The sequence below is a fragment of the Achromobacter sp. UBA5777 genome, assembly GCF_002418565.1.
In the GTDB taxonomy this organism is placed as follows: Bacteria; Pseudomonadota; Gammaproteobacteria; order Burkholderiales; family Burkholderiaceae_B; genus Achromobacter; species Achromobacter animicus.
The window spans coordinates 1-21,677 of record NZ_DIEJ01000025.1; the positions used below are offsets into that span (position 1 = coordinate 1).

Genomic DNA, 21,677 nt, shown 5'->3' on the forward strand with positions numbered 1-21,677 from the left:
TACCGACTGAGCTATCGGGGATCTGCCAAGACCGAAATTATGAACTAAAAATTGGGCGCATGCAAATCTCGTTTTTTTCTGAATTTTTTGCGCTTCCAGTTGCCCATCGCGAAAAAACTCTGATATAGTTTCGGTCTTTCCAGATCGGGCCCTAAAAAAGCCGACGAACTGGAAGAAAAAAGATGTTTTGCTAGCGCTTTCCGGCTTGGTCCAGAAACAAAAGCAAATGGTCTTGCCGGCATAGCTCAGTTGGTAGAGCAGCGCATTCGTAATGCGAAGGTCGTAGGTTCGACTCCTATTGCCGGCACCAGATTTCAAAAAAAAGCAGCCCACTCGGGCTGCTTTTTTCATTTCATCCCTGCCCGCCCTCATCTCCACCCCGCCACCCCGGCCGGGAACTCGCGCTGATCGCCGCGCGTCCAACCCCCTTGGACCATCCCAGCGGAATAAACCATGCGCATTCTTCTCGTGGAAGACGACATGATGATCGGCGAAAGCGTACTGGACTGCCTGCGCGCGGAACACTACGCCGTCGATTGGGTTCGGGACGGCAGCGCGGCGGACTCTGCGCTGCGCACCGATCCTTACGACCTTGTACTGCTCGACCTGGGCCTGCCCAAGCGGGACGGACTGACGTTGCTGCGGGACATGCGCACCCGCAAGGACCGCACGCCGGTGCTCATCGCCACTGCGCGCGACGCGGTCAGCGACCGGATCGCCGGGCTGGACGCAGGCGCGGACGACTACATCGTCAAACCCTATGACGTGGACGAACTGCTGGCACGCATGCGGGCACTGATCCGCCGCAGCGCGGGCCGGGCCGAACCCATTTTCGAGCACGACGGCGTCACCATCGACCCGCAATCGCACGCCGCCATGGTCGACGGCGCGCCGGTGGCGTTGACCGCGCGCGAATGGGCGGTGCTGGAACCGCTGATCGCGCGGCCCGGCATGATTTTCTCGCGCGCCCAGCTCGAGGAAAAACTCTATAGCTGGAAAGACAGCATCAGCAGCAATGCCGTTGAGGTTTATATTCATGGCCTGCGCAAGAAACTGGGTCCCAACCTGATCCAGAACGTCAGAGGCGTCGGCTATGTCATCCCCAAAACATGAGCATTCCGCTTAGCTATTCGCTGAGAGCCCGGCTGCTTTTCTTTCTGCTGGCCGCCATCGCGGTCGGCGCGCTCGTGCAAGGCGCAATTGCCTATCGCAGCACCCTGGCGCAGGCCGACGACATCTTCGACTCGCTGCTGCAGCGCACCGCCCTGTCGCTGGGCACCGGCGACGGGCTGCTGAGCACCGGCCCCACACATGCGCGCGGCGCCGGATCGCCGGTTGCCGATGACCTCATCATCCAGATCTGGACGCCGGACGGCTTGCGCGTCTTCAACTCACGCTCGCGCCTGCGCCTGCCCAGCCAGATCGTATTGGGGTTTTCCGACGCGAAGCTGGAAGGCGAAACCTATCGCGTGTACTCGCTGGCCACGCCCTTCCAGGTGATTCAGGTGGCGCAGGACATGCGCGTGCGCAAGAACATGGCCAGCGCCCTTGCGCTGCGCACCGTCGCGCCGATTGCCGCCGCCGCGCCGCTGCTGATGCTGATCATCTGGTGCGTCGTCAGTTGGTCGCTACGTCCGGTCAAGCGCGCGCGCGCCCAGGTGGCCGCGCGCCAGCCCGAAGATCTGTCGCCCGTGAGCGTACGCGGGTTGCCTGATGAAATCCGCCCGCTGGTGCAGGAACTGAACCTGCTGCTCGAACGCATGCGTGCGGCTTTTGCGCAGCAGAAGCAATTCGTGGGCGACGCGGCGCACGAACTGCGCTCGCCGCTGGCGGCGTTGCGCCTGCAGATGCAGGCGCTGCAGCGCGCAGCAGACCCCGCCGCGCGCCAGCTTGCCGAACAGCGCCTGACTGCCGGCATCGACCGCGCTACGCGGCTGGTCGAGCAGCTGCTTTCGATGGCGCGCCAGGAAGGCGCCCAGGAGCAGACGCCGCTGGCGCCGGTGGATCTGGCGGACGTGCTGCGCCAGGCCCTGTCCGAGACACTGCCCGAGGCGAACGCCAAATCCATCGACATCACGCTGGACGGCGATACGCAAGCGCAGATGCAGGGCAATCGCGACGCGCTGGTGCTGCTCGTGCGCAATCTGCTGGACAATGCGATCAAGCACTCGCCTGCCGGTGGCCGCATCGAGATGCGCCTGGACAACAGCCCGGGCCGCATTTCGCTGATGATCGACGACGAGGGACCCGGCATCCCGGTCCATGAGCGCGAACGCGTGTTCGACCGCTTCTACCGCGCCGAAGGCAACACGACGCATGGCAGCGGATTGGGACTGGCCATCGCACGCACCATTGCCGACCGCCACGGCGCAACCATCACCCTTGAAGACGCGCCGTCCGGCCAAGGGCTGCGTGCGCGCGTCAATTTTCCCGCTTAGCCTGGATTTCTCCCGCTTAAGTTTCACCTAAGTGTGCGGCCCGAAGATAGCGCCATGTTCCCAACATGATCGCAGGAGCCGACATGAAGACCACGCAAATCAAACCCTCGCGCCTCGTTCTGGCGCTGCTGGCAGCCGGCGCCATTGGCGGCGCGGGCGCAACCGCCTTGACCGGCAGCGTTTCGATGGCTGCCGAAGCGCCCGCCGCCACCGCTGCGTCCCAGCCGGTCAGCGCGTCCGTGCCGCCCAACTTCGCGCAGATCACGCGCGAATCCGGCCCGGCCGTCGTCAACATCAGCGTCAGCGGCACGCGCAAGGTGTCGGCCGCGGAAAGCGACGATCCGTTCGCGCAGTTCTTTGGACAGGTGCCCGGCGCACGTGGCCGCGCGCCGGCCCGTGAAGTCCCGATGCGCGGTGAAGGCTCGGGCTTCATCGTCAGTTCCGACGGCATCATCCTGACCAACGCGCACGTGGTCCAGGACGCCAAGGAAGTGACCGTGAAGATGACCGACCGCCGCGAATACAAGGCCAAGGTCCTGGGCGCCGACCCGCAGACCGACGTCGCCGTCATCAAGATCGAGGCGAAGAACCTGCCGGTCATCAAGGTCGGCGACGTGAACAAGCTGCAGGTGGGCGAATGGGTGCTGGCCATCGGCTCGCCCTACGGTCTGGAGAACACCGCCACCGCCGGCATCGTCAGCGCCAAGGGCCGTTCGCTGCCGGACGACACTTCGGTGCCGTTCATCCAGACCGACGTGGCCGTGAACCCCGGCAACTCGGGCGGTCCGCTGTTCAACGACCGCGGCGAAGTCGTGGGCATCAACTCCCAGATCTACAGCCGCACCGGCGGCTTCCAGGGCCTGTCGTTCTCGATTCCCATCGACCTGGCCTACAAGATCAAGGACCAGATCCTTGAGCACGGCAAGGTGCAGCATGCGCGCCTGGGCGTGACGGTGCAGGAAGTGAATCAGGACTTGGCCGACTCGTTCAAGCTGGATTCGCCGTCGGGCGCGTTGGTGTCGAGCGTCGAGAAGGGCAGCGCCGCCGAAAAGGCCGGCCTGCAGCCGGGCGACGTGGTGCGCAAGATCGACGGCAAGACCATCGTGTCTTCCGGCGACCTGGCGTCGACGATCACGATGGCCGCCCCCGGCGAGAAGATCAAGCTGGACGTGTGGCGCAATGGCGGGCAGAAGGAGATGGTCGCAACGCTGGGCGGCGTGCCCAAGGACAAGACCCAGGCGTCGGCCGACGGGCAGGAAGTGCAGCGCGGCCAGCTTGGCCTGGCGCTGCGCCCCCTGAGCCCGCAGGAGCAGCAGGAGTCGGGGGCGGAAGGCCTGCTCATCGAGCGTTCTGCAGGCCCCGCCGCCAAGGCTGGCATTCAGCCCGGCGACGTGCTGCTGTCCCTCAATGGGGTGCCGGTGCACAACGTCGGCCAGGTGAAGGCCGAGTTGTCGAAGGCGGGCAAGACCGTAGCCTTGCTGGTGCAACGCGGCGAAGACAAGATCTTCGTGCCGGTGCAGATCGGCTGATCAGCCGGGTCTGATCAGCCGGGCATCACTCCGCGTCGGGCTGGTTGCCCGGCGCGGCCGCTTCAAATGCCGGCAGGGCCCGGCACGCCGCGTCGATGCGCAGCACATTGGGCATGGCCGACAGGTCACACTCGAAGCGCTGCGCATTCGCCACTTGCGGCACCAGGCACAGGTCCGCGATGGTCGGCGTATCGCCGTGGCAGAACTGACCCGTGGCGCGGGAAGCAGCCAGCTGGGCTTCCAACGCTTCAAGACCCTGATGCACCCAGTGCTTGTACCAGGCCGTCTTGGCCGCCTCATCCACGCCCAGCGTGTGCTTCAGATACTTCAGCACGCGCAGGTTGTTCAGCGGATGCGTATCGCAGGCGATGCCTAGCGCCAGATCGCGCACCCGTGCGCGGCCGATGGCGTCGGCAGGCAGCAGCGGCGTTTCCGGGTGCGTTTCTTCCAGGTATTCGATGATGGCCAGCGATTGACCGATGACCGCATCGCCGTCAACCAGCGTGGGAACCAGCGCAGTCGGGTTCACCTTCCGGTAGCCGGCCGACAACTGCTGGCCGCCCTCCTTCAGAAGATGAACGGGCACGGTCTCATACGGCAGGCCCTTCAGATTCAAGGCAATGCGTACGCGATACGCGGCCGAGCTGCGGAAGTAGCTGTAAAGCTGCATGGTGTCTCCTCGGTATTCTTGTGGCGCCGCCCGCGTGGGCGGCGCTTGTTCATTCCAGCGATTCGGTCTGGGCCGCCTTGCGCGACAAGCCCTTGGGCAGCGGGAACGCGACGTTTTCTTCCAGCCCCGGCATCTTGCGCACCGAGACGGCGCCCAGTTCCTTGACGCGCGCGATCACCTGCTGCACCAGCACTTCCGGCGCCGAGGCGCCCGCGGTCACGCCAATGCGCTTGCGGCCGACGAGCCAGGCGGGGTCGATGGATTCCGCGCCGTCGATAAGATAGGATGCGACGCCCTTGCGCTCGGCCACTTCGCGCAGGCGATTGGAGTTCGAGCTGTTGGGGCTGCCCACGACCAGCACCAGATCGCATTCCGGCGCCAGGATCTTGACCGCATCCTGCCGGTTCTGCGTGGCGTAGCAGATGTCGCTTTTCTTGGGCTCGGCGATGCTGGGAAAGCGCGCCTTCAGCGCCTGCGACACCGCGGCCGCGTCATCGACCGACAGCGTGGTCTGCGTGACGTAGGCCAGGTTCTCCGGATCGGTGACTTCGAGGCTGGCGACGTCTTCGACGGTTTCGACGAGGTACATGCCGCCCTGCGCCTGCCCCAGCGTGCCTTCGACCTCGGGATGCCCTTTGTGGCCGATCATGATGATCTCGCGGCCGGCGGCGCGCATGCGCGCGACTTCGATGTGGACCTTGGTGACCAGCGGGCAGGTGGCGTCAAAGACCTGCAGCCCGCGCGCTTCCGCTTCAGCGCGCACGGCCTTGGAGACGCCATGCGCCGAAAACACCACGATGGCGCCCGCGGGCGCATCGTCGAGCTCGTCGATGAAGATGGCGCCCTTGGCACGCAGATCTTCCACGACGTAGCGGTTGTGAACGATCTCGTGACGCACATAGATGGGCGCCCCGTGCAGCTCGATGGCCCGCTCGACGATATCGATGGCGCGATCCACGCCTGCACAGAAGCCGCGCGGCTGCGCCAGCAGGACTTCGGCGTCGGAGGCGGTGACAGCCTGGCTCATCAAAGCACTCCCAGCAGCGCCACGTCCACTTTCAGGCTGATGCCTGCCAGCGGGTGGTTGAAATCGAACAGCGCGGAATCGTCGTTGATTTCCTTGAGAACGCCCGAATAGCGGCCGCCATTGGGCGCGGTGAATTCAACCAGGTCGCCGGGCTCGAACGTGGCGTCCTCGCCGGCGTGCTGCGCCAGCATGGCGCGCGTCACGCGCTGGATCAGTTCGGGGTTGCGGTCGCCGTAGGCGTCTGCCGGCTCGATGGTGACGCTGAACTTGTCGCCCTCGGCGCGGCCGACCAACGCGGCCTCGAGGCCAGGCGCCCACTGCCCGCCGCCCATCTGCAACGTGCCGGGACGGCCGTCGAAGGTGTCGGTGAACACCGAACCCGCACCCGGGCCCGAGGCCAGAGTGATGCGGTAATGCAGCGTCAGGTAGGAATCCGGACGGACCAAAACGTTCACTTCATTAGAGGCGATGCTCACGATCTGCCACCGTATGGGTATTTGAGTAAACCCTGATTTTAGAGCCTCTTATGAAATTGTCCGTCCGGCTGCCAAAACAAGACCGTCCCCGAGAGCGTCTGCTCCGTCACGGGGCCGCATCGATCCAGGACGCCGAGCTGCTGGCCGTCGCGCTGCGCACGGGAATTCCAGGGCTGAATGTGGTGGACCTGTGCCGTCAGTTGCTGGACCGGTTCGGCGGGCTGCGCGGGTTGCTGAGCACCTCGCCCCAGGACCTGATGTCCATCGCCGGATTGGGGGCGTCCAAAGCCTGCACCCTGGCGGCGCTGCTGGAACTGGCCCGCCGCGCCATGGAAGAAGACCTGGTCCGGGACACCGCCATGAACCACCCCACCCGAGTGAAACAATATTGCAAGGCGGCGCTCGGCCACCTGCAAGTGGAGCACTGCATCGCCCTGTACCTGGACGCCCAACTGCGCCTGATCGCCACGGGCGAACTGGCGCGGGGCACGCTCTCGCAGGCGGCCGTCTACCCGCGGGAGGTCGTGCGCGAGGCCTTGCGCCACCACGCGGCGGCCCTCATCGTGGCGCACAACCACCCGTCTGGCGTGGCGTCGCCCAGCGCGGCGGACCACGGCTTCACGCGGCACCTGAAGGAAGCCCTGGCGCTCGTGGACATCAAACTGATCGACCACCTGATCGTCGCGGGAGGCTCGGCGGTGTCGCTGGCGGAACTGGGCTGCCTCTGACCGCAACATGCGCCGGAATTCCGTTAGACTACCGCCCGATATTGTTTTAGGCTTAACCTAATTCCGGCCCTCGCGACCTTTCCTTGCCCGCCATGAAACGCCTGTGGGACATTTCCCCGCCCGTCTCGACGGCATCTCCCGTCTTTCCGGGCGACACGCCGTACCGCCAGCAATGGAAGTGGACGCTCACGCCCGGCTGTCCGGTCAATGTCAGCGAAATCACGATGTCGCCGCACATCGGCGCGCATGCCGACGCCCCGCTGCACTACCAGAACGGGGCCTCCGCCATCGGCGCGGTTTCGCTTGAACCCTTCCTGGGCCCTTGCCGCGTGATCCATGCGATCGACTGCGGCGACCTCATCACGATCGACCATCTAGCCCATGCGGCGCACAACCTGCCGCCCCGCGTGCTGGTGCGCACCGCCAAGCACGCCGCGCAGGACTGGTGGACGGATGACTTCTCCGCCTACGCGCCCCAGACCATCGAATGGCTGGCCGAACGCGGCGTCATGCTGATCGGTCTGGACACCGCCAGCATCGACCCCGCTTCCAGCAAGACCCTGGACAGCCACCATACGATCTTGCGGCACGACATGCGGGTACTGGAGAACCTGGTGCTCGACGACGTGCCGGAAGGCGATTACGAGTTGATCGCCTTGCCGTTGGCGCTGATCCAGGCCGATGCCAGCCCGGTCCGCGCGGTACTGCGCGAACTGTAGGCTGATTTGCCGGCCCGGGCGCGGCTGCCCGACAGCAGCCGCCCCGCTTGGAGAATCGACCATGCAATTCCTATTCGCGCCACACTGGCGCGCCCTGCCCGCATCCGCCCGCCGCGCCGCCCCGCCCTGCCACGGAGGCCGCGCATGAGCCAGAACGAACGCCCCGAAGACATCGTCCACCAGGAAAAGGCGCAACTCGATTTCGCGCGCGACATGACCTACGGCGATTACCTGCATCTTGATGAACTGCTCGGCGCCCAGCACCCGATGTCGCCCGAGCACAACGAGATGCTGTTCATCATCCAGCACCAGACCAGCGAGCTCTGGATGAAGCTGATGCTGCACGAGCTGCGGGCCGCCATCGCCAGCGTCGCAGAGGACCGCCTGCAGCCGGCCTTCAAGATGCTGGCGCGCGTCAGCAAGATCATGGAGCAGCTGGTCCACGCCTGGGACGTGCTGGCGACCATGACGCCGCCTGAATACTCTGCGCTGCGTCCCTATCTGGCGCGCTCGAGCGGTTTCCAGAGCTACCAGTACCGCCAGGTCGAATTCCTGCTGGGCAACAAGAACGCGGCCATGCTCAAGCCGCATTCGCACCGCGCCGACCTGCTGGCCCAGGTGCAGAGCGCCTACGAGGCCCCGTCGCTGTACGACGAGGCACTGCGGCTGCTGGCGCGAAACGGCCTGGATATCCCGGCCGATCACCTGGAACGCGACTGGACCCAGCCGTATCAGGCGTCGGCGGCGGTCGAAGCCGCCTGGCTGACGGTCTATCGCGATACAGACCGCTACTGGGCGCTCTACCAGCTTGGTGAAAAACTGACCGACCTGGAAGATGCCTTCCGGTTGTGGCGCTTCCGCCACGTTACGACCGTCGAACGCGTCATCGGCTTCAAGCGAGGCACGGGCGGCACGTCGGGGGTGGATTACCTGCGGCGCATGCTGGAGGTGGTGCTGTTCCCGGAAATCTGGAAGCTGCGCACGGATCTTTGACATTCGGCGCACCCTGAAGCCCGGGCTGCGAGACAGCCCGGGCACCCATTTGCGGCTGGCCGCAGGCAGGATCGCGTGCTAGAATGCGGGGTTACTTTTTGGATACGTGGCTAGCGCCTGTCGCGCCAAGATTGTTTGGCAGCGGAACCAGGCAGCTGTAGCTGGCGACCCTAACTCTTGAAAAAGACTCGACCGAGTCTAGGAAAGCACCATGAAAGAAGGCATTCACCCCGAATACCGCGAAGTCGTCTTCGCCGACCTGCAAACGGGCAACAAGTTCATCACCCGTTCGACCGTCCAAACGCGCGAAACCGTTGAACTCGACGGCAAGACGTACCCGCTCTTCAAGTGCGACGTGACCTCCGAATCGCACCCGTTCTACACTGGCGCCCAGACCCGCATCGTCGAAACCGGCCGCGTGGAAAAGTTCCGCGCCCGCTTCGCCCGCACGGCTGGCACGGTCAAGTCCGCTTCCTGATCCTGTTGCTCCTACGGGAGTCACAGCAAAAAGGCAGCCTTCGGGCTGCTTTTTTTTCCCCCCTCGACGCCAGAAGGCCGGCCAGGGGGTGGCGCATCCCGACCACTCGGTTACATTAACGCCCGTGTCCCCACTTTCCATTTCCACGCCGGCCCGGCTTACGTCGGTAGCCACCGCAAAACTGCCCCGCCTCATCCTGCTGGGCCTGTCCCTGGCCTACATCGTGGCCGGGCTGTTCATGCGCGACCCGTGGAAAACCGACGACGCCGTCGGACTGGCGACGATGATCACCGCGATCCGCGAAGGCGGCCTGACCTGGCTGCTGCCGCAGGTGGGGCACCTGGCCCACGCCGAAGAAGGTCCGCTGATCACCTGGGTGGGCGCCATCAGCATCTGGCTGTTCGGGCCGTTCATCGGGGACATCCCCGCCGGCCGCCTGCCCAATCTGCTGTGGTTCGGCATCACGGCCTCGAGCGTCTGGTACGGCACGTATCTGCTCGGCCGCCGGGCCGAAGCCCAGCCGCTGGCGCTGCCCTTTGGCGGGGAGCCCGAACCGCGCGACTACGGCCGCATGCTGGCCGACGCCGCCCTCCTTTTGCTGCTTGCCACGGTCGGCATCCTGCAGCGCACCCACGAAACCACCGTCATCCCCGCCATCATGGCCTGCCAGGCGCTTGCGTTCTATTCGCTGGCGCGCACGGTGGATCGCCCCGTCACCGGCTCGACCACGCTGGGCATTGCGCTGGCTGCCAGCTTCCTGACGCGCGGTTGGGTGGGCGCTTTGCCCATCATGGTCGGCGTGGCGCTGGCCTTCTATCCGCGCAGCCAGCTTTGGAAGTGCAAGCGCTGGATGCTATGGGCCGCGGTGCTGGCCACCGGTCTGATCCTTGCCTGGTGGATTCCCGCCAGCCAGGGCAGCGAGTACTGGATCCGCAACTGGAAGACCTGGAATCTGTCGTCCTTCGCCATCCCTGGCCTGCACGATGCCGCCCGCACGCTGCGCGACCTGCCGTGGTACCTGTGGCCGACCTGGCCGCTGGCGCTGCTGGCGATCTGGCGGTGGCGCGCCTGGATCTACGCGCCGCACATCTGGGTGCCGCTGATGCTGCTGGTGTGTTCGGCAGTGATCCTGTTCTTCGTGGATGAGGCCAGCGATTCCGAATTCGTGCTGCTGGCCGTGCCGTGCGCGGTGCTGGGCGCGTTCTCGCTGCCAACGTTGCGCCGCGGCGTGGTGAACACGCTGGACTGGTTTGCCGTCATGTGTTTTTCGCTGACGGTGGCCACCGCCTGGCTCGGCTGGGTGGCGCTGCACTTCCATTGGCCGGCGCAGATTTCCCGCAACATTGCCCGCCAGACCACCGGTTATGAGCCCGTGATCTCGTGGGTCGCCTTTGCGTTGGCGGTGGTCTTCACCGTGGGCTGGATCGTCCTGGTCGTCTGGCGGCTGCGCGTGCGCCCGCAGGCGCTGTGGCGCGGCACCGTGCTGTCGGCCGGCGGCCTGACCGTGACGTGGATCCTGCTCGTGCTGTTGTGGCAACCTGCGGTGGACTACGCACGCAGCTATCGTACGGTGTCCGGCCAACTGGCCCAGGCCATCGCGCAGCACAAGCGCGCGGGCGAGTGCATCCGGGGGCTCAGCCTGGGCAGCGGGCAGCGTGCCTCGTTCCTGATCTTCAACAACCTGTCGTTCCCGTTCGACACGCGCTGCACGCTGGTCCTGCAACAGACCACCAACCAGAGCCTGCGCGACGGCACGGCCGCGTACAGCGAAGGCGCCGAAGTCCTCTGGCAAGGCGGCCGCCGCGCCGACCGTTCCGAAGTCTTCCGCCTGCTGCGAACCGGCGTCAAGCCATGACCGCCGCGATCGGGGCGCCGATGACCTTCGGCGCCACCCTGCGCGGCATCGCCAAGCAGGCGTGGCCCGTCCTCATCAGCCAGTGGGCCAGCATCTCTTTCGGGGTGCTGGACACCGCCATGACGGGACACTCCAGCCCTGACGACCTGGCGGCGATGGCGCTTTCCGCTTCCATCTACATCACCGTCTTCGTCGGCCTGATGGGTGTCGTGCACGCCCTGATCCCGATCCTGGCGCAGCAGTTCGGCGCCGGGAACAACCAGGAAGTCGGAAAAAGCTGGGGCCAGGGCGTGTGGCTGGCGCTCGGCCTGTCGGTCGTGGGCGCCGCGCTGATGCTGTTTCCGGACATGTGGCTCTTCATGTCGGGGGACGTGGCCCCGGGCGTACGCGACCGCATCGCGTCGTACCTGCAGGCGCTGGTGCTGGCCCTGCCCGCCGCGCTGGTGTTCCGCACCATCTACGCGCTGGGCACCGCGGTGTCGCGGCCCAAGCTCGTCATGGCCATCAACCTGTCCATCATTGGCTTCAAGGCGCTGTTCAACTGGCTCTTCATCTACGGCAAGCTGGGCCTGCCGGCGATGGGCGCGGCGGGCGCGGGGCTGGCGACAGCCGTGGTGTCATGGATGAGCCTGGGCCTGGGCCTATGGGTGATCACGCACGATCGTTATTACCGCCGCTTCCAGCTTCGCATCGGCAAGCCGGACTGGAAAGCGCTCAAGGAACTGCTGCGCCTGGGCATCCCGATGGGCGGCTCGTACCTGGTCGAGGTGTCGGCGTTCACGTTCATGGCGCTGCTGGTGGCGCGCGAGGGCACCTTCGTGACCGGCGGGCATCAAATCATGTCGAACCTGGCCGCCCTCTGCTACATGATGCCGATGGCGCTGGGCGTGGCGACCGCCGCGCTGACGGCGCAGGCGATCGGTGCCGGCAACTTCGCGCACGCCCATCGCACTGGCATGGCCGGTCTGGCGCTGGGTCTGGTCGGCGCGCTGCTGACTGCTGCGGTGCTGCTGATCGGCCGTCCGCTGATCCTGGCCGCGTACACGGACGACGGCGCCGTCGCCGCCGTGGCGACCACGCTGCTAGCCGTCCTGCCGCTGTTTCACCTGTTCGATTCGATGCAGTGCATCAACTCGTACCTGCTGCGCGCCTACAAGATCGCCGTCGTGCCGCTGATCCTGCAGACGGTCGCGCTGGCGGGCGTGGGGCTGGTTGGGGGGTGGTGGTTTGGATTTGGCCCCGGTAAGGGCGGCATCGACGGCCTGCGCGAAATGCTGGTGCCGGGCTCGCCGCAGGGAGCCGGCAGCATGTGGCTGATGGCCATGTTCGGGCTGGCATTGTCGGCGGTCCTGCTGCACCTCTGGTATCGGCGGATATTGCGGACGGTGGGGCGATAAAGGTCGCGGAATGAAGAAAGGCAGCCGATTGGCTGCCTTTTTTGCGTAGGGACGCGCCCTTTACTTCGGACGCTTGTCGATCACCCGCCGTGCCTTGCCGGTCAAGGTGCGTTCCACATGCCCAGCATCCGAAACCTGGATCCGCGCGCTCACGCCGATGTGCGTCTTCACGGCATGCTGCAGCTGCTTGCCCAGATTGACGCGCTCGGCGTCGGACAGGCCCGAGAACTCGGCGCGCACTTCAGTCAGGATTTCCAGTTCGTCCATGTTGCCCGAACGGGACAGCACCAGTTGATAGTGCGGCGCAAGCTGCGCAATCTTCAGGACCAGTTCTTCCACCTGCGTGGGGAACATGTTCACACCGCGCACGATCAGCATGTCGTCGCTGCGGCCGGTGATCTTGCCGATGCGGCGCATGCTGCGCGCGGTGGGCGGCAACAGGCGGGTCAGATCGCGCGTGCGGTAGCGCACGATGGGCATCGCTTCCTTGGTCAGCGACGTGAACACCAGTTCGCCAGGTTCGCCGTCGGCCACCGGTTCGCCGGTATCCGGGTTGATGATCTCGGCGTAGAAGTGATCTTCCCAGACCACCGGACCGTCCTTGGTCTCGACGCATTCGCTCGCCACGCCCGGGCCCATCACTTCAGACAGCCCATAGATATCGACCGCATCGATGCCCGCTTCGGCCTCGATGTCGGCGCGCATCTGGCCCGTCCACGGCTCGGCGCCGAAGATGCCGATGCGCAGCGAGCTCTGACGCGGGTCGATGCCCTGGCGGCGCTGCTCTTCCAGGATGTTGCAGAAATACGAGGGCGTGACCATGATGATGTCCGGACGGAAATCGTTGATCAGCTGCACCTGCTTTTCGGTTTGCCCACCGGACATCGGAATGACCGTGCAACCCAGGCGCTCGGCGCCGTAGTGTGCGCCCAGGCCGCCGGTGAACAGCCCGTAGCCGTAGGCCACGTGCACGGTGTCGCCGGGCTTGCCGCCTGCGGCGCGGATCGAACGCGCCACCAGGTTGGCCCAGTTGTCCAGGTCGCCCTGGGTGTAGCCGACCACGGTCGGCTTGCCGGTCGTACCGCTGGACGCATGAATGCGCGAGATGCGCTCGCGCGGTACGGCGAACATGCCGAACGGATAGTTCTCGCGCAGTTCCTTCTTGGTCGTGAACGGGAATTTGGAAATATCCGACAACTGCTTCAGGTCGTCCGGATGCACGCCGGCTTCGTCGAACGCCTTCTTGTAGTGCGGGACGTTTTCGTACGCATGCTTGAGGGTCCACTTCAAGCGATCGAGCTGAAGGGCCCGCAGCTCGTCCTGGCTGGCATGCTCGATAGGATCCAGTCCCGGCTTGCTCATGGTGTTGGGCATGATGATGTCTCTCTTCTCTTTGGTACGGTGCAGCAGTCAGGCGTCCGTGGGCGTCCCGACGATCTGGCCCTTGATGCGGTAGGAACGCCCCCTGAACAAGGCCACGTTGCGTCCATCCTGATTGGTGACGGTGACGTCATAGACGCCGGTGCGGCCGGCCAGCGATCGCTCCTGGGCAACGGCGGTCAGCAGGTCGCCTTCGAAGCCCGGCGCCAGATAGTCGATCGTGCAGCCCGACGCCACGGTGCTGACGTTGCGGGAATTGCACGAAAACGCGAACGCGCTGTCGGCCAGGGCGAAAATGAAGCCGCCATGGCAGGTCTTGTGGCCGTTCAACATGTCGGGCCGAACGCGCATGGTCAGCCGCGCATAGCCCGGCGCCATTTCCTCGATCTTCATGTCCAGGCCCTGCGTGGCCGCGTCGCCGGCATACATCACCGAGCCCACGGCCTGCGCCAGCGCCTGCGGGTCGGTCGGCACTTCAACGGGGGGAACGTGCACGCTCATCATTGCCCCTTGAATTGCGGTTCACGCTTGCCGAGGAACGCGGCCACGCCTTCGGCGTAGTCCGCGCTCTGCCCCAGTTCGCGCATCATGTCGCGTTCCAGGTCGAGCTGCGTGGACAGGTCATTGGACAAGCTGGCCTGCAGGGCGCGTTTGGTGAACGCCAGACCTTTGGTGGGCGCGGCCGAGAAATGGGTGGCCAGGCGATCGAGCGTAGCGTCGAATTCCTCGTCGGCCACGCATTGCCAGATCAGCCCCCACTCTTCTGCCTGCTTGGCGCTGAGCTTGTCGCCCAGCATCGCCAGGCCCATGGCCCGCGCGCGGCCCACCAGACGCGGCAGCACGAACGTGCCGCCCGTGTCGGGGATGAGGCCCAGGCGGCAGAAGGACTGGATGAAGCTGGCCGAGGCCTTGGCGATGACGATGTCGCCCGCGAACGCCAGATTGGCGCCCGCCCCCGCTGCGACGCCGTTCACGCCCACCACGACCGGCATGGGCAAGGCGTTGAGGCGGCGCACCAGCGGGCCGTAGAACTTGTCGACGGTCTCGCCCAGGTCGGGCGGCGTGCCGTCCGGAGCGGGCTTGCGCTCGCTGAGGTCCTGGCCGGCGCAAAAGCCGCGGCCCGCGCCCGTCAGCACCAGCACGCGCGCGCCTTCGGTTTCGACGCGGGTCAGCGCGTCGGCCACTTCGGCATGCATGTTGGCCGTGAAGCTGTTCAGCTTGTCCGGGCGGTTCAGCGTCAGGCGCGCAATGCCGCCGGACAGGTCGAATTGAATATCCTGATAGCTCATCTGCGATCGCCCGGCTTAGATGTGACGGCGGGTTTGCACCACGCGGAAGCGGTTCGAGACGAACGCCGTGTCCGACAGCGCCGCATTGGCCGCCGGGTTGGCGCCGGTGCCGTGGAAGTCGCTGAAGGCGGCGGTCTGGTTGACGAACACCGCGCCCGTCAGGTTCAGCGAGAGCGACACGCCCGACACCTCGGCGGCATCCTGCACCTGCTCGGCCACGCGATCATCCGTCGTGTAAGCCGACAGCGACAGCGCGCCGTGCTTGATGACGCTGTCGCGCGCCAGCTGGATGCTGTGAGCGGTGGAATCCGTGGCGACGACAAACGCGATGGGGCCGAACCACTCTTGGCCCAGCGCCGCATTGCCGGCCTCGGTGCGCAGCAGCAGCGGCGTGCGCACGCGGGCGTTTTCGAACTGGGGATGCGCCAGCGTCTTGCTGTCCGCCACGACGGGCAGACCCAGCGCGCGGGCCTTCTCGATGCGTTCGACGATGCCTTCGTTCTGGATGGCGCCCGTCAGTTCGACGGCCTTGGCGGCATCGGCGCCCACCTTTTCCAGCGCCACGCCCAGCGCGGCGGCCACGTCGTCGAAGCTGACACGGCCTTCCGGCGTGTTGATGCCGTCGCGCGGCACGTAGATGTTCTGCGGCGCGGTGCACATCTGACCGGAATACAGGGCCAGCGAGAACGCCAGGTTGCGGGCCACGCCCTTCAGGTCGTTCGTCGAATCGATGATGACCTGGTTCACGCCGGCCTTCTCGGTGTAGACCTGAGCCTGGCGCGCATTGTTTTCGAGCCAGTCGCCGTTGGCGGTGCTGCCGGTGAAGTCAACGATCTTGACGGCGGGGTCCAGCGCCAGCTTCTGCGCGGTGTCGTCGCCTGCCTCGTGGGCGGCCAGTTGCACGACGTCGGGATCGAAGCCCGCTTCCTGCAGCACTTCGCGCGCCACCTTCACGGTGATGGCCAGCGGCAGGATCGCGCCCGGGTGCGGCTTGACGATGACGGTGTTGCCCGTCGCCAGGCTGGCGAAGAGGCCCGGGTAGCCGTTCCACGTCGGGAAGGTCGAGCAGCCGATCACCAGCGCCACGCCGCGCGGCACGACGGTGAACTGCTTTTCCATGCGAATGGGATCGTTCTTGCCCTGCGGCTTTTCCCAGACGGCGATGCCCGGGATGCGCGACATTTCCTGCCAGGCGTAGGTCACGGCTTCAAAGCCGCGGTCCTGCGCGTGGGGGCCGCCGGCCTGGAAGGCCATCATGAAGCCCTGGCCCGTGGTGTGCTGGACCGCGTAGGCGATCTGGAAACTGAGCTTGTTCAGGCGCGCCAGGATTTCCAGCGACACGCCCACCCAGGCGTGGGGACCGGCGCGGCGCCAGTCTTCCAGCGCGCGTTTGGAGGCGGCGATCAGCTTGTCCGCCGGCACGCGAGGATACGTGATGCCCAGGTCGAAACCATAGGGCGACTTTTCGCCGCCCACGACGCCGTCGGCATCGTGCAGGTTAAGCGGAAAGGGCTTGCCCTGAAGCGCTTCGAAGGCGGCGCGGCCTTCGTCGTTGGCGGTCTCGCCGTAGTTACGCGGGCTGGGCGACTCGGCAAACGGGCTCCAGTAGCCACGCAGCGCGGCGGCAGCCAGGGATTGTTCCAGCAGGGGCTGGTGACGTTCAAAGAATTTCTGGGACACGCTCGTCTCTCCAATAAGTTTTGAATGCTTGCCTGGCGTGCGCCGGGTCAGGTTTCCTGGTCGAAGTCGATGACCAGCCGGTCGCTGACCGGGAAGCTCTGGCAGCTCAGGATGAACCCGCGCGCGACTTCATAATCTTCAAGGGCGAAGTTGGCGTCCATGTCCACCTCGCCTTCGATCACCTTGCAACGGCAGGTGGAACACACCCCGCCCTTGCACGAATACGGCAGTTCGATGCCCTGCGCCAGCGCCGAATCCAGCACACTGTCCTTGTTCTTGTCGATGACGAACATGCGGCTGTGTCCGTCCTGCACCACGGTGACTTCGCACTGTCCCTTGCCGGGCGCCTGGGGGGCGTCCTGACCGGTGCGCAGCGCGCGCGGACCCTTGGGTGCGCCGAAGAGCTCGAACTTGATGTTCGACTTGGGGATGCCGCGCGCCTGCAACCGTTCGACCACGCTCTCGGTCATGGTCTGCGGACCGCACACAAAAGCGTAATCGATATCCTCGGGGCTCATCCAGGCCGACATCAGCTGGTCGACCTTGTCGCCATCCAGGCGGCCGTTGAAGAGCTCGATGTCCTGCGTTTCGCGGCTCATCACGTAGACCAGCGAAAAGCGGTCCATGTACAGGTTCTTCAGGTCCTCGATTTCCTCGCGGAACAGCACCGCGGACGAGGCGCGGTTGCCGAAGAACAGCGTGAACTTGCTGCGCGGCTCGGTCGACAGCGCCGTCTTGACCAGCGAAAACACGGGGGTGATGCCGCTGCCCACGGCAAACGCCACGTAGTGGCGCTGGTTCTCGGGCGAGAAGTCCACCGTGAAGTTGCCCGCCGGCGCCATGACCTCCAGGGTCTGGCCAGGCTGCAATTCGTGATTGGCCCAGCTGGAGAACACGCCCTCGTCGACCTTCTTGATCGCCACGCGCAAGAGCTTGTCGTGCGGCGCCGAACAGATCGAATACGAACGGCGCAGTTCTTCGCCGTTGAGCTGGGTGCGCAGCGTCAGGTACTGGCCGGGCAGGAAGGCGAACTCGTTCGTCAGCGTGTCGGGCAGATCAAAGGTCACGACCACGGCATCGCGCGTATTGCGCGCAACCGAGGCCACCTTCAATGCATGAAATTGGTTCTGGCTCATCTCGAAACCACTCTTTAGTGAGTCTTGAAATAATCGAAGGGCTCGCGGCACGAGACGCAGCGATACAGCGCCTTGCACGACGTCGACCCGAAATTGCTGACCAGCCGCGTGTCGCGCGACCCGCAGCGCGGGCATGCGATGGCCGGGGCCGCCGTGCGGCGGCTGATTCCCGAGATGTCGATGGCGCGTTCGGCAGGCGCGGCGATGCCGTAGCCCTTGAGCGCCTCGCGCCCTTTTTCGCTCATCCAGTCGGTCGTCCAGGCGGGCGCTAGACGCGTCTCCACCCGAACCTCGGACACGCCGTGGCGTTCGAGCGTCTGGCGGATGTCCTGCGTGATCTCGCGCATGGCCGGGCAGCCCGAATAGGTGGGCGTGATGACGACGACGCACGCATCGCCGTCCCACGACACCTCACGCACCACGCCCAGGTCCACCACGGACAGCACGGGGATCTCGGGGTCCGGGACCTCCTGCAGCCAGGCGTAGACCTGGTCGGCGGAAATGGGCGCCAGCGCGTTCACCACGTAGCTCCCGGGTAGGCGCGGTGCAGATGCTGCATCTCGGCCAGCACATAGCCCAGCGCCTCGGTGTGCTTGCCCTGGCGGCCGCCGCGATGCGCGGCATGGTTGGCGGCGGCTTCATCGGGAACGGTCAGCGTGGCTTCTTCCAGCACTTCCCGCACGTGCGCAAGCCATGGCTGGCGCAGCGCAGACAAGGCACAGCCGATGCCGCGCGCCGCGACGTCCCGGTCGACGGCGTCATCGGTGAAGAGCTCGCCCGTGAAACGCCAGGCGTCGTCGATGGCGGCCTGCATCTTGGCGTGGCTTTCCGCCGTGCCATCGCCCAGGCGCACCACCATGTCCGAGGAACGGCGCACGTGATAGGTCACTTCCTTGAGCGACTTGGCCGCAATGGCCGCGACGCGCTCATCGGTGGACGCCTCCAGGCGCTGCAGTAGGAAATAGTGCCAGACGTCGAACAGAAACTGCCGCGCCATGGTGTCGGCGTAATTGCCGTTGTCGCGCTCGACCAGCAGCGCGTTGCGGAACTCGTGCGTGTCGCGCAGATAGGCCAGCGCGTCCTCGTCGCGGCCAGCGCCTTCGACCTCGCCGGCCAGCGTCAGCCACATGCGGGCCTGGCCCAGCAGGTCGAGCGCGGTATTGGTCAGCGCCAAGTCCTCTTCCAGGATGGGACCGTGGCCCGTCCAGGCGCCCAGCCGCTGCGACAGGATGAGCGACGTATCGCCCAGGCGCAGCAGGTATTCAAACAATGCTTTGTCCATGTCTCCCCCACCCGCCTTACATGTGCTTGATTTCTTCGGGCATCGGGAAGAAGGTCGGATGCCGGTAGACCTTGCTGTTGGCCGGCTCGAACAGCGGATCCTTGTCGCCCGGGCTGCTGGCCGAAATATCCGACGCGCGCACCACCCAGATGCTCAGACCCTCATTGCGGCGCGTGTACACGTCGCGGGCGTGATTGATCGCCATTTCCGCATCCGGGGCGTGCAGGCTGCCCACGTGCTTGTGCGCCAGGCCGTGCTGGCTGCGGATGAAGACTTCCCACAGAGGCCAGTCTTTGCTCATGATGGATTTCCTCTAGTGCCGGGTGCGCATTGCGCGGCCGGTCTGCAATAAATAAAAAGAAGGTGTCCAGAAAGTCACGCATCCCGAAGCGCTAGCGAGGGCCAGCGGGGCCGCGCGGATCCGGGCTCCGCCGGTCCGCTGCGGCGCCCCCCCTGGGGGGGAAGCGCGCAGCGCTCCGGGGGGGGACCTCAAGCGGCTTTACGGGCGGACTGTTTATCGGCGTAGGCGACTAGCGCGTCGCGCACCCAGGCCCCGTCCTCGTGCGCCTTCACGCGCGCGGCAAGCCGTTCGCGGTTGCACGGACCGTTGCCCTTGAGCACGGCGTAGAACTCGCTCCAGTCGATTTCGCCGAAGTCGTAGTGACCGCGCTCGGCGTTCCACTTCAGATCGGGATCCGGCACGGTCAGGCCCAGGTACTCGGCCTGCGGCACGGTCTGGTCCACCATCTTCTGGCGCAGCTCGTCGTTGGAGAAGAGCTTGATCTTCCAGGCCATCGACTGCGCGCTGTTGGGCGAATCCGCATCCGACGGACCGAACATCATCAGCGCGGGCCACCACCAGCGATTGAGCGAGTCCTGAACCATTGCCTTCTGTTCGGGCGTGCCGTGCAGGCACATCTGCATGAGCAGGTCGTAACCCTGGCGCTGATGGAAGGACTCTTCCTTACAGACGCGCACCATGGCGCGCGCATACGGGCCGTAGGAACAGCGGCACAGCGGGATCTGGTTGATGATGGCCGAGCCGTCGACCAGCCAGCCGATCATGCCGATGTCGGCCCAGCTCAGCGTGGGGTAATTGAAGATGCTGGAGTACTTGGCGCGGCCGGCGTGAAGGTCGTCGATCAGGTCGTCGCGCGACACGCCCAGCGTTTCGGCGGCGCTGTACAGGTAGAGCCCGTGGCCCGCCTCGTCCTGCACCTTGGCCAGAAGGATGGCCTTGCGCTTGAGGGATGGCGCGCGGGTGATCCAGTTGCCTTCCGGCAGCATGCCCACGATTTCCGAGTGCGCGTGCTGCGAAATCTGCCGCACGAGTGTCTTACGGTAGGCCTCGGGCATCCAGTCCTTGGCCTCGATGCGGACGCCGTCGTCGATGCGCCGCTGGAACGTCTGTTCCAGGCCTTCAAGCTGGTCCGCGGTCTTGACCTGCTTGACGCCGGTTTCGACGAGTTGAGCGTACATAGTTGTCTCCTTGAGACGGTTTGCGAAAACGCAAAGCAAACGCTGCGCAGTGCCGTCATGTCATGAGACGATTATTTAATACAAAAAAATCATTGTCAAACTCAAATCTGTATCACATTGGATTTATGTATCATATCCGGCATCCCGATATCGGCCGTCCGCGGCCCTCCTCATGGCAAACCCTCAGTCGACCCTGGAACGCGCTCTGTCCCGCTTATTGAAAAGCGATCCGCCCCGCGCGAAATCGCTCTGCGTCAGCGTGCTGGGCGATGCATTGGCCCCGCACGGCGGCGCCATCTGGCTGGGCAGCCTGATCGAGCTTCTGGCCCCGCTCGGCATCAACGAACGCCTGCTGCGCACCAGCGTCTTTCGCCTGGTGGCGCAGAACTGGCTGCAATCCGAACGCCACGGCCGGCGCAGCCTTTACCTGATTTCCGAGCAGGGATTGCGCCACACGTCGCACGCGTCGCAGCGCATTTACGTCGGCGGCGCCAAGGAATGGAACGGGGAATGGACGCTGGTCGCGCTGCCGCGCACGGGCAACGGCCTGGCTGAACGCGGCGAGCTGCGCCGCGAATTGACGTGGGAAGGCTTCGGCATGATCGCGCCGGGGCTGTTTGCGCATCCGCACACCGAGGCGCGCGCCGCGCATGACATTCTTGAAAAGCTGGGGATTCCGGACCGCGCGCTGGTGCTGTCGGCCCGCGACCTGGCCGGCGCCGGCGGACTGCCGATCGCCAGCCTGGCGACGCAATGCTGGAACCTGGACGACGTGGCCGAGCAATACCGCCAGTTCTCGCGCAACTTCGGCCCGCTTGAAAAGCTGCTGGACGAGGCGCCCTCGCCCGCCGAGGCGTTTACCGTCCGCGTCATGGTGCTGCACAACTGGCGCCGGATCGTGCTGCACGATCCGCAACTGCCTGCCCCCATGCTGCCCGACAACTGGCCCGGGCACGCCGCGCGGGAATTGTGCGGACGGCTTTACTGGAAGGTGTTCGATCCCTCCGAAACCCACCTGAATGCCCTGGCCGGACAGGACAACGAACGCTACCGCCCCCTGTCGCCCGAAGTCGAATCGCGCTTTGGCGGCCGGCCAGCCTGACGGCTGGCGCGTTGCGGGT

22 protein-coding genes and 1 tRNA gene are annotated in these 21,677 nt (G+C 65.5%); 11 read left to right on the top strand and 12 right to left on the bottom strand.

From position 1 onward, the window contains the following. Nucleotides 1-234 precede the first annotated feature (234 nt). From B3446_RS01235 to B3446_RS01250, 4 genes are all read left to right on the top strand, one after another. A tRNA-Thr gene (locus tag B3446_RS01235) sits at nucleotides 235-310 on the top strand. Between the two features lie 143 nt (nucleotides 311-453). Continuing rightward, on the top strand, nucleotides 454-1,113 hold the full coding sequence (locus tag B3446_RS01240) for a response regulator (protein WP_175124695.1): 660 nt from the start codon (nucleotides 454-456) through the stop codon (nucleotides 1,111-1,113). After that, complete coding sequence (locus B3446_RS01245) at nucleotides 1,110-2,438, top strand: ATP-binding protein (RefSeq protein WP_291376792.1); 1,329 nt, start codon at nucleotides 1,110-1,112, stop codon at nucleotides 2,436-2,438. The genes B3446_RS01240 and B3446_RS01245 overlap by 4 nt, the downstream gene beginning before the upstream one ends. Before the next feature lie 83 nt (nucleotides 2,439-2,521). Then, nucleotides 2,522-3,967, top strand: coding sequence for a DegQ family serine endoprotease (locus B3446_RS01250; RefSeq protein ID WP_291376794.1), 1,446 nt, complete (start codon nucleotides 2,522-2,524; stop codon nucleotides 3,965-3,967). A 25-nt stretch (nucleotides 3,968-3,992) separates the two neighbouring features. Here the strand turns inward: B3446_RS01250 and maiA are convergent, their stop codons facing one another. Genes maiA through B3446_RS01265 form a run of 3 tightly spaced genes read right to left on the bottom strand, consistent with a single transcriptional unit; the run spans nucleotide 3,993 to nucleotide 6,140 of the window. Further along, nucleotides 3,993-4,637 (bottom strand): maleylacetoacetate isomerase, encoded by a 645-nt coding sequence (gene maiA, locus B3446_RS01255; protein ID WP_291376796.1) that lies wholly within the window; start codon nucleotides 4,635-4,637, stop codon nucleotides 3,993-3,995. A gap of 49 nt (nucleotides 4,638-4,686) precedes the next feature. Then, nucleotides 4,687-5,664 (bottom strand): 4-hydroxy-3-methylbut-2-enyl diphosphate reductase, encoded by a 978-nt coding sequence (gene ispH / locus B3446_RS01260; RefSeq protein ID WP_175124699.1) that lies wholly within the window; start codon nucleotides 5,662-5,664, stop codon nucleotides 4,687-4,689. Further along, nucleotides 5,664-6,140, bottom strand: a complete 477-nt coding sequence (locus tag B3446_RS01265) for an FKBP-type peptidyl-prolyl cis-trans isomerase (protein WP_105237960.1) — start codon at nucleotides 6,138-6,140, stop codon at nucleotides 5,664-5,666. The genes ispH and B3446_RS01265 overlap by 1 nt, the downstream gene beginning before the upstream one ends. Nucleotides 6,141-6,190: 50 nt before the next feature. Here B3446_RS01265 and radC point away from each other — a divergent pair, with 50 nt between their 5' ends. The 6 genes from radC (at nucleotide 6,191) to B3446_RS01295 (ending at nucleotide 12,310) form a co-directional block, all read left to right on the top strand. Next, nucleotides 6,191-6,868, top strand: coding sequence for a RadC family protein (gene radC / locus B3446_RS01270; protein ID WP_175124701.1), 678 nt, complete (start codon nucleotides 6,191-6,193; stop codon nucleotides 6,866-6,868). Nucleotides 6,869-6,960: 92 nt separating this feature from the next. Further along, nucleotides 6,961-7,587, top strand: coding sequence for an arylformamidase (gene kynB, locus B3446_RS01275; protein ID WP_191576684.1), 627 nt, complete (start codon nucleotides 6,961-6,963; stop codon nucleotides 7,585-7,587). Nucleotides 7,588-7,731: 144 nt separating this feature from the next. After that, nucleotides 7,732-8,580 carry a tryptophan 2,3-dioxygenase gene (gene kynA / locus B3446_RS01280; protein WP_056567541.1) on the top strand — a complete coding sequence of 283 codons (849 nt, stop codon included), beginning with the start codon at nucleotides 7,732-7,734 and terminating at the stop codon, nucleotides 8,578-8,580. A gap of 211 nt (nucleotides 8,581-8,791) precedes the next feature. Beyond that, nucleotides 8,792-9,058 (top strand): type B 50S ribosomal protein L31, encoded by a 267-nt coding sequence (locus tag B3446_RS01285; protein ID WP_008164119.1) that lies wholly within the window; start codon nucleotides 8,792-8,794, stop codon nucleotides 9,056-9,058. Between the two features lie 124 nt (nucleotides 9,059-9,182). Continuing rightward, nucleotides 9,183-10,913 carry an ArnT family glycosyltransferase gene (locus B3446_RS01290; protein WP_291376806.1) on the top strand — a complete coding sequence of 577 codons (1,731 nt, stop codon included), beginning with the start codon at nucleotides 9,183-9,185 and terminating at the stop codon, nucleotides 10,911-10,913. Then, nucleotides 10,910-12,310: an MATE family efflux transporter gene (locus B3446_RS01295; protein WP_291376808.1), complete on the top strand. Its 1,401-nt coding sequence runs from the start codon at nucleotides 10,910-10,912 to the stop codon at nucleotides 12,308-12,310. The genes B3446_RS01290 and B3446_RS01295 overlap by 4 nt, the downstream gene beginning before the upstream one ends. A gap of 60 nt (nucleotides 12,311-12,370) precedes the next feature. Here B3446_RS01295 and paaK read toward each other — a convergent pair whose 3' ends face one another. The 9 genes from paaK to paaA form a co-directional block, all read right to left on the bottom strand. Continuing rightward, on the bottom strand, nucleotides 12,371-13,684 hold the full coding sequence (paaK, locus tag B3446_RS01300) for a phenylacetate--CoA ligase PaaK (protein ID WP_291376810.1): 1,314 nt from the start codon (nucleotides 13,682-13,684) through the stop codon (nucleotides 12,371-12,373). 36 nt (nucleotides 13,685-13,720) lie between these two features. After that, nucleotides 13,721-14,191, bottom strand: a complete 471-nt coding sequence (gene paaI, locus B3446_RS01305) for a hydroxyphenylacetyl-CoA thioesterase PaaI (protein ID WP_056569414.1) — start codon at nucleotides 14,189-14,191, stop codon at nucleotides 13,721-13,723. Beyond that, nucleotides 14,191-14,979, bottom strand: a complete 789-nt coding sequence (paaG, locus tag B3446_RS01310) for a 2-(1,2-epoxy-1,2-dihydrophenyl)acetyl-CoA isomerase PaaG (protein ID WP_291376812.1) — start codon at nucleotides 14,977-14,979, stop codon at nucleotides 14,191-14,193. The genes paaI and paaG overlap by 1 nt, the downstream gene beginning before the upstream one ends. Before the next feature lie 15 nt (nucleotides 14,980-14,994). Then, nucleotides 14,995-16,659, bottom strand: a complete 1,665-nt coding sequence (paaN, locus tag B3446_RS01315) for a phenylacetic acid degradation protein PaaN (RefSeq protein ID WP_175124706.1) — start codon at nucleotides 16,657-16,659, stop codon at nucleotides 14,995-14,997. Between the two features lie 47 nt (nucleotides 16,660-16,706). Further along, nucleotides 16,707-17,795, bottom strand: a complete 1,089-nt coding sequence (gene paaE, locus B3446_RS01320) for a 1,2-phenylacetyl-CoA epoxidase subunit PaaE (protein WP_175124707.1) — start codon at nucleotides 17,793-17,795, stop codon at nucleotides 16,707-16,709. Nucleotides 17,796-17,809: 14 nt separating this feature from the next. Continuing rightward, entirely contained in the window at nucleotides 17,810-18,316 is a 507-nt protein-coding gene (gene paaD, locus B3446_RS01325) for a 1,2-phenylacetyl-CoA epoxidase subunit PaaD (protein WP_291376814.1), read from the bottom strand. Further along, a complete protein-coding gene (paaC, locus tag B3446_RS01330) occupies nucleotides 18,313-19,077 on the bottom strand; it encodes a 1,2-phenylacetyl-CoA epoxidase subunit PaaC (protein WP_291376816.1) in 765 nt (254 codons plus the stop codon). The genes paaD and paaC overlap by 4 nt, the downstream gene beginning before the upstream one ends. A gap of 16 nt (nucleotides 19,078-19,093) precedes the next feature. Further along, nucleotides 19,094-19,378 carry a 1,2-phenylacetyl-CoA epoxidase subunit PaaB gene (gene paaB, locus B3446_RS01335; RefSeq protein ID WP_006388300.1) on the bottom strand — a complete coding sequence of 95 codons (285 nt, stop codon included), beginning with the start codon at nucleotides 19,376-19,378 and terminating at the stop codon, nucleotides 19,094-19,096. Nucleotides 19,379-19,566: 188 nt separating this feature from the next. Continuing rightward, the gene (paaA, locus tag B3446_RS01340) at nucleotides 19,567-20,556 is read right to left on the bottom strand and encodes a 1,2-phenylacetyl-CoA epoxidase subunit PaaA (protein ID WP_191576623.1); all 990 of its coding nucleotides are present in this window, start codon (nucleotides 20,554-20,556) and stop codon (nucleotides 19,567-19,569) included. Between the two features lie 172 nt (nucleotides 20,557-20,728). Here paaA and paaX point away from each other — a divergent pair, with 172 nt between their 5' ends. Further along, a complete protein-coding gene (paaX, locus tag B3446_RS01345; protein WP_175124710.1) occupies nucleotides 20,729-21,658 on the top strand; it encodes a phenylacetic acid degradation operon negative regulatory protein PaaX in 930 nt (309 codons plus the stop codon). The last annotated feature ends 19 nt before the right edge of the window (nucleotides 21,659-21,677 follow it).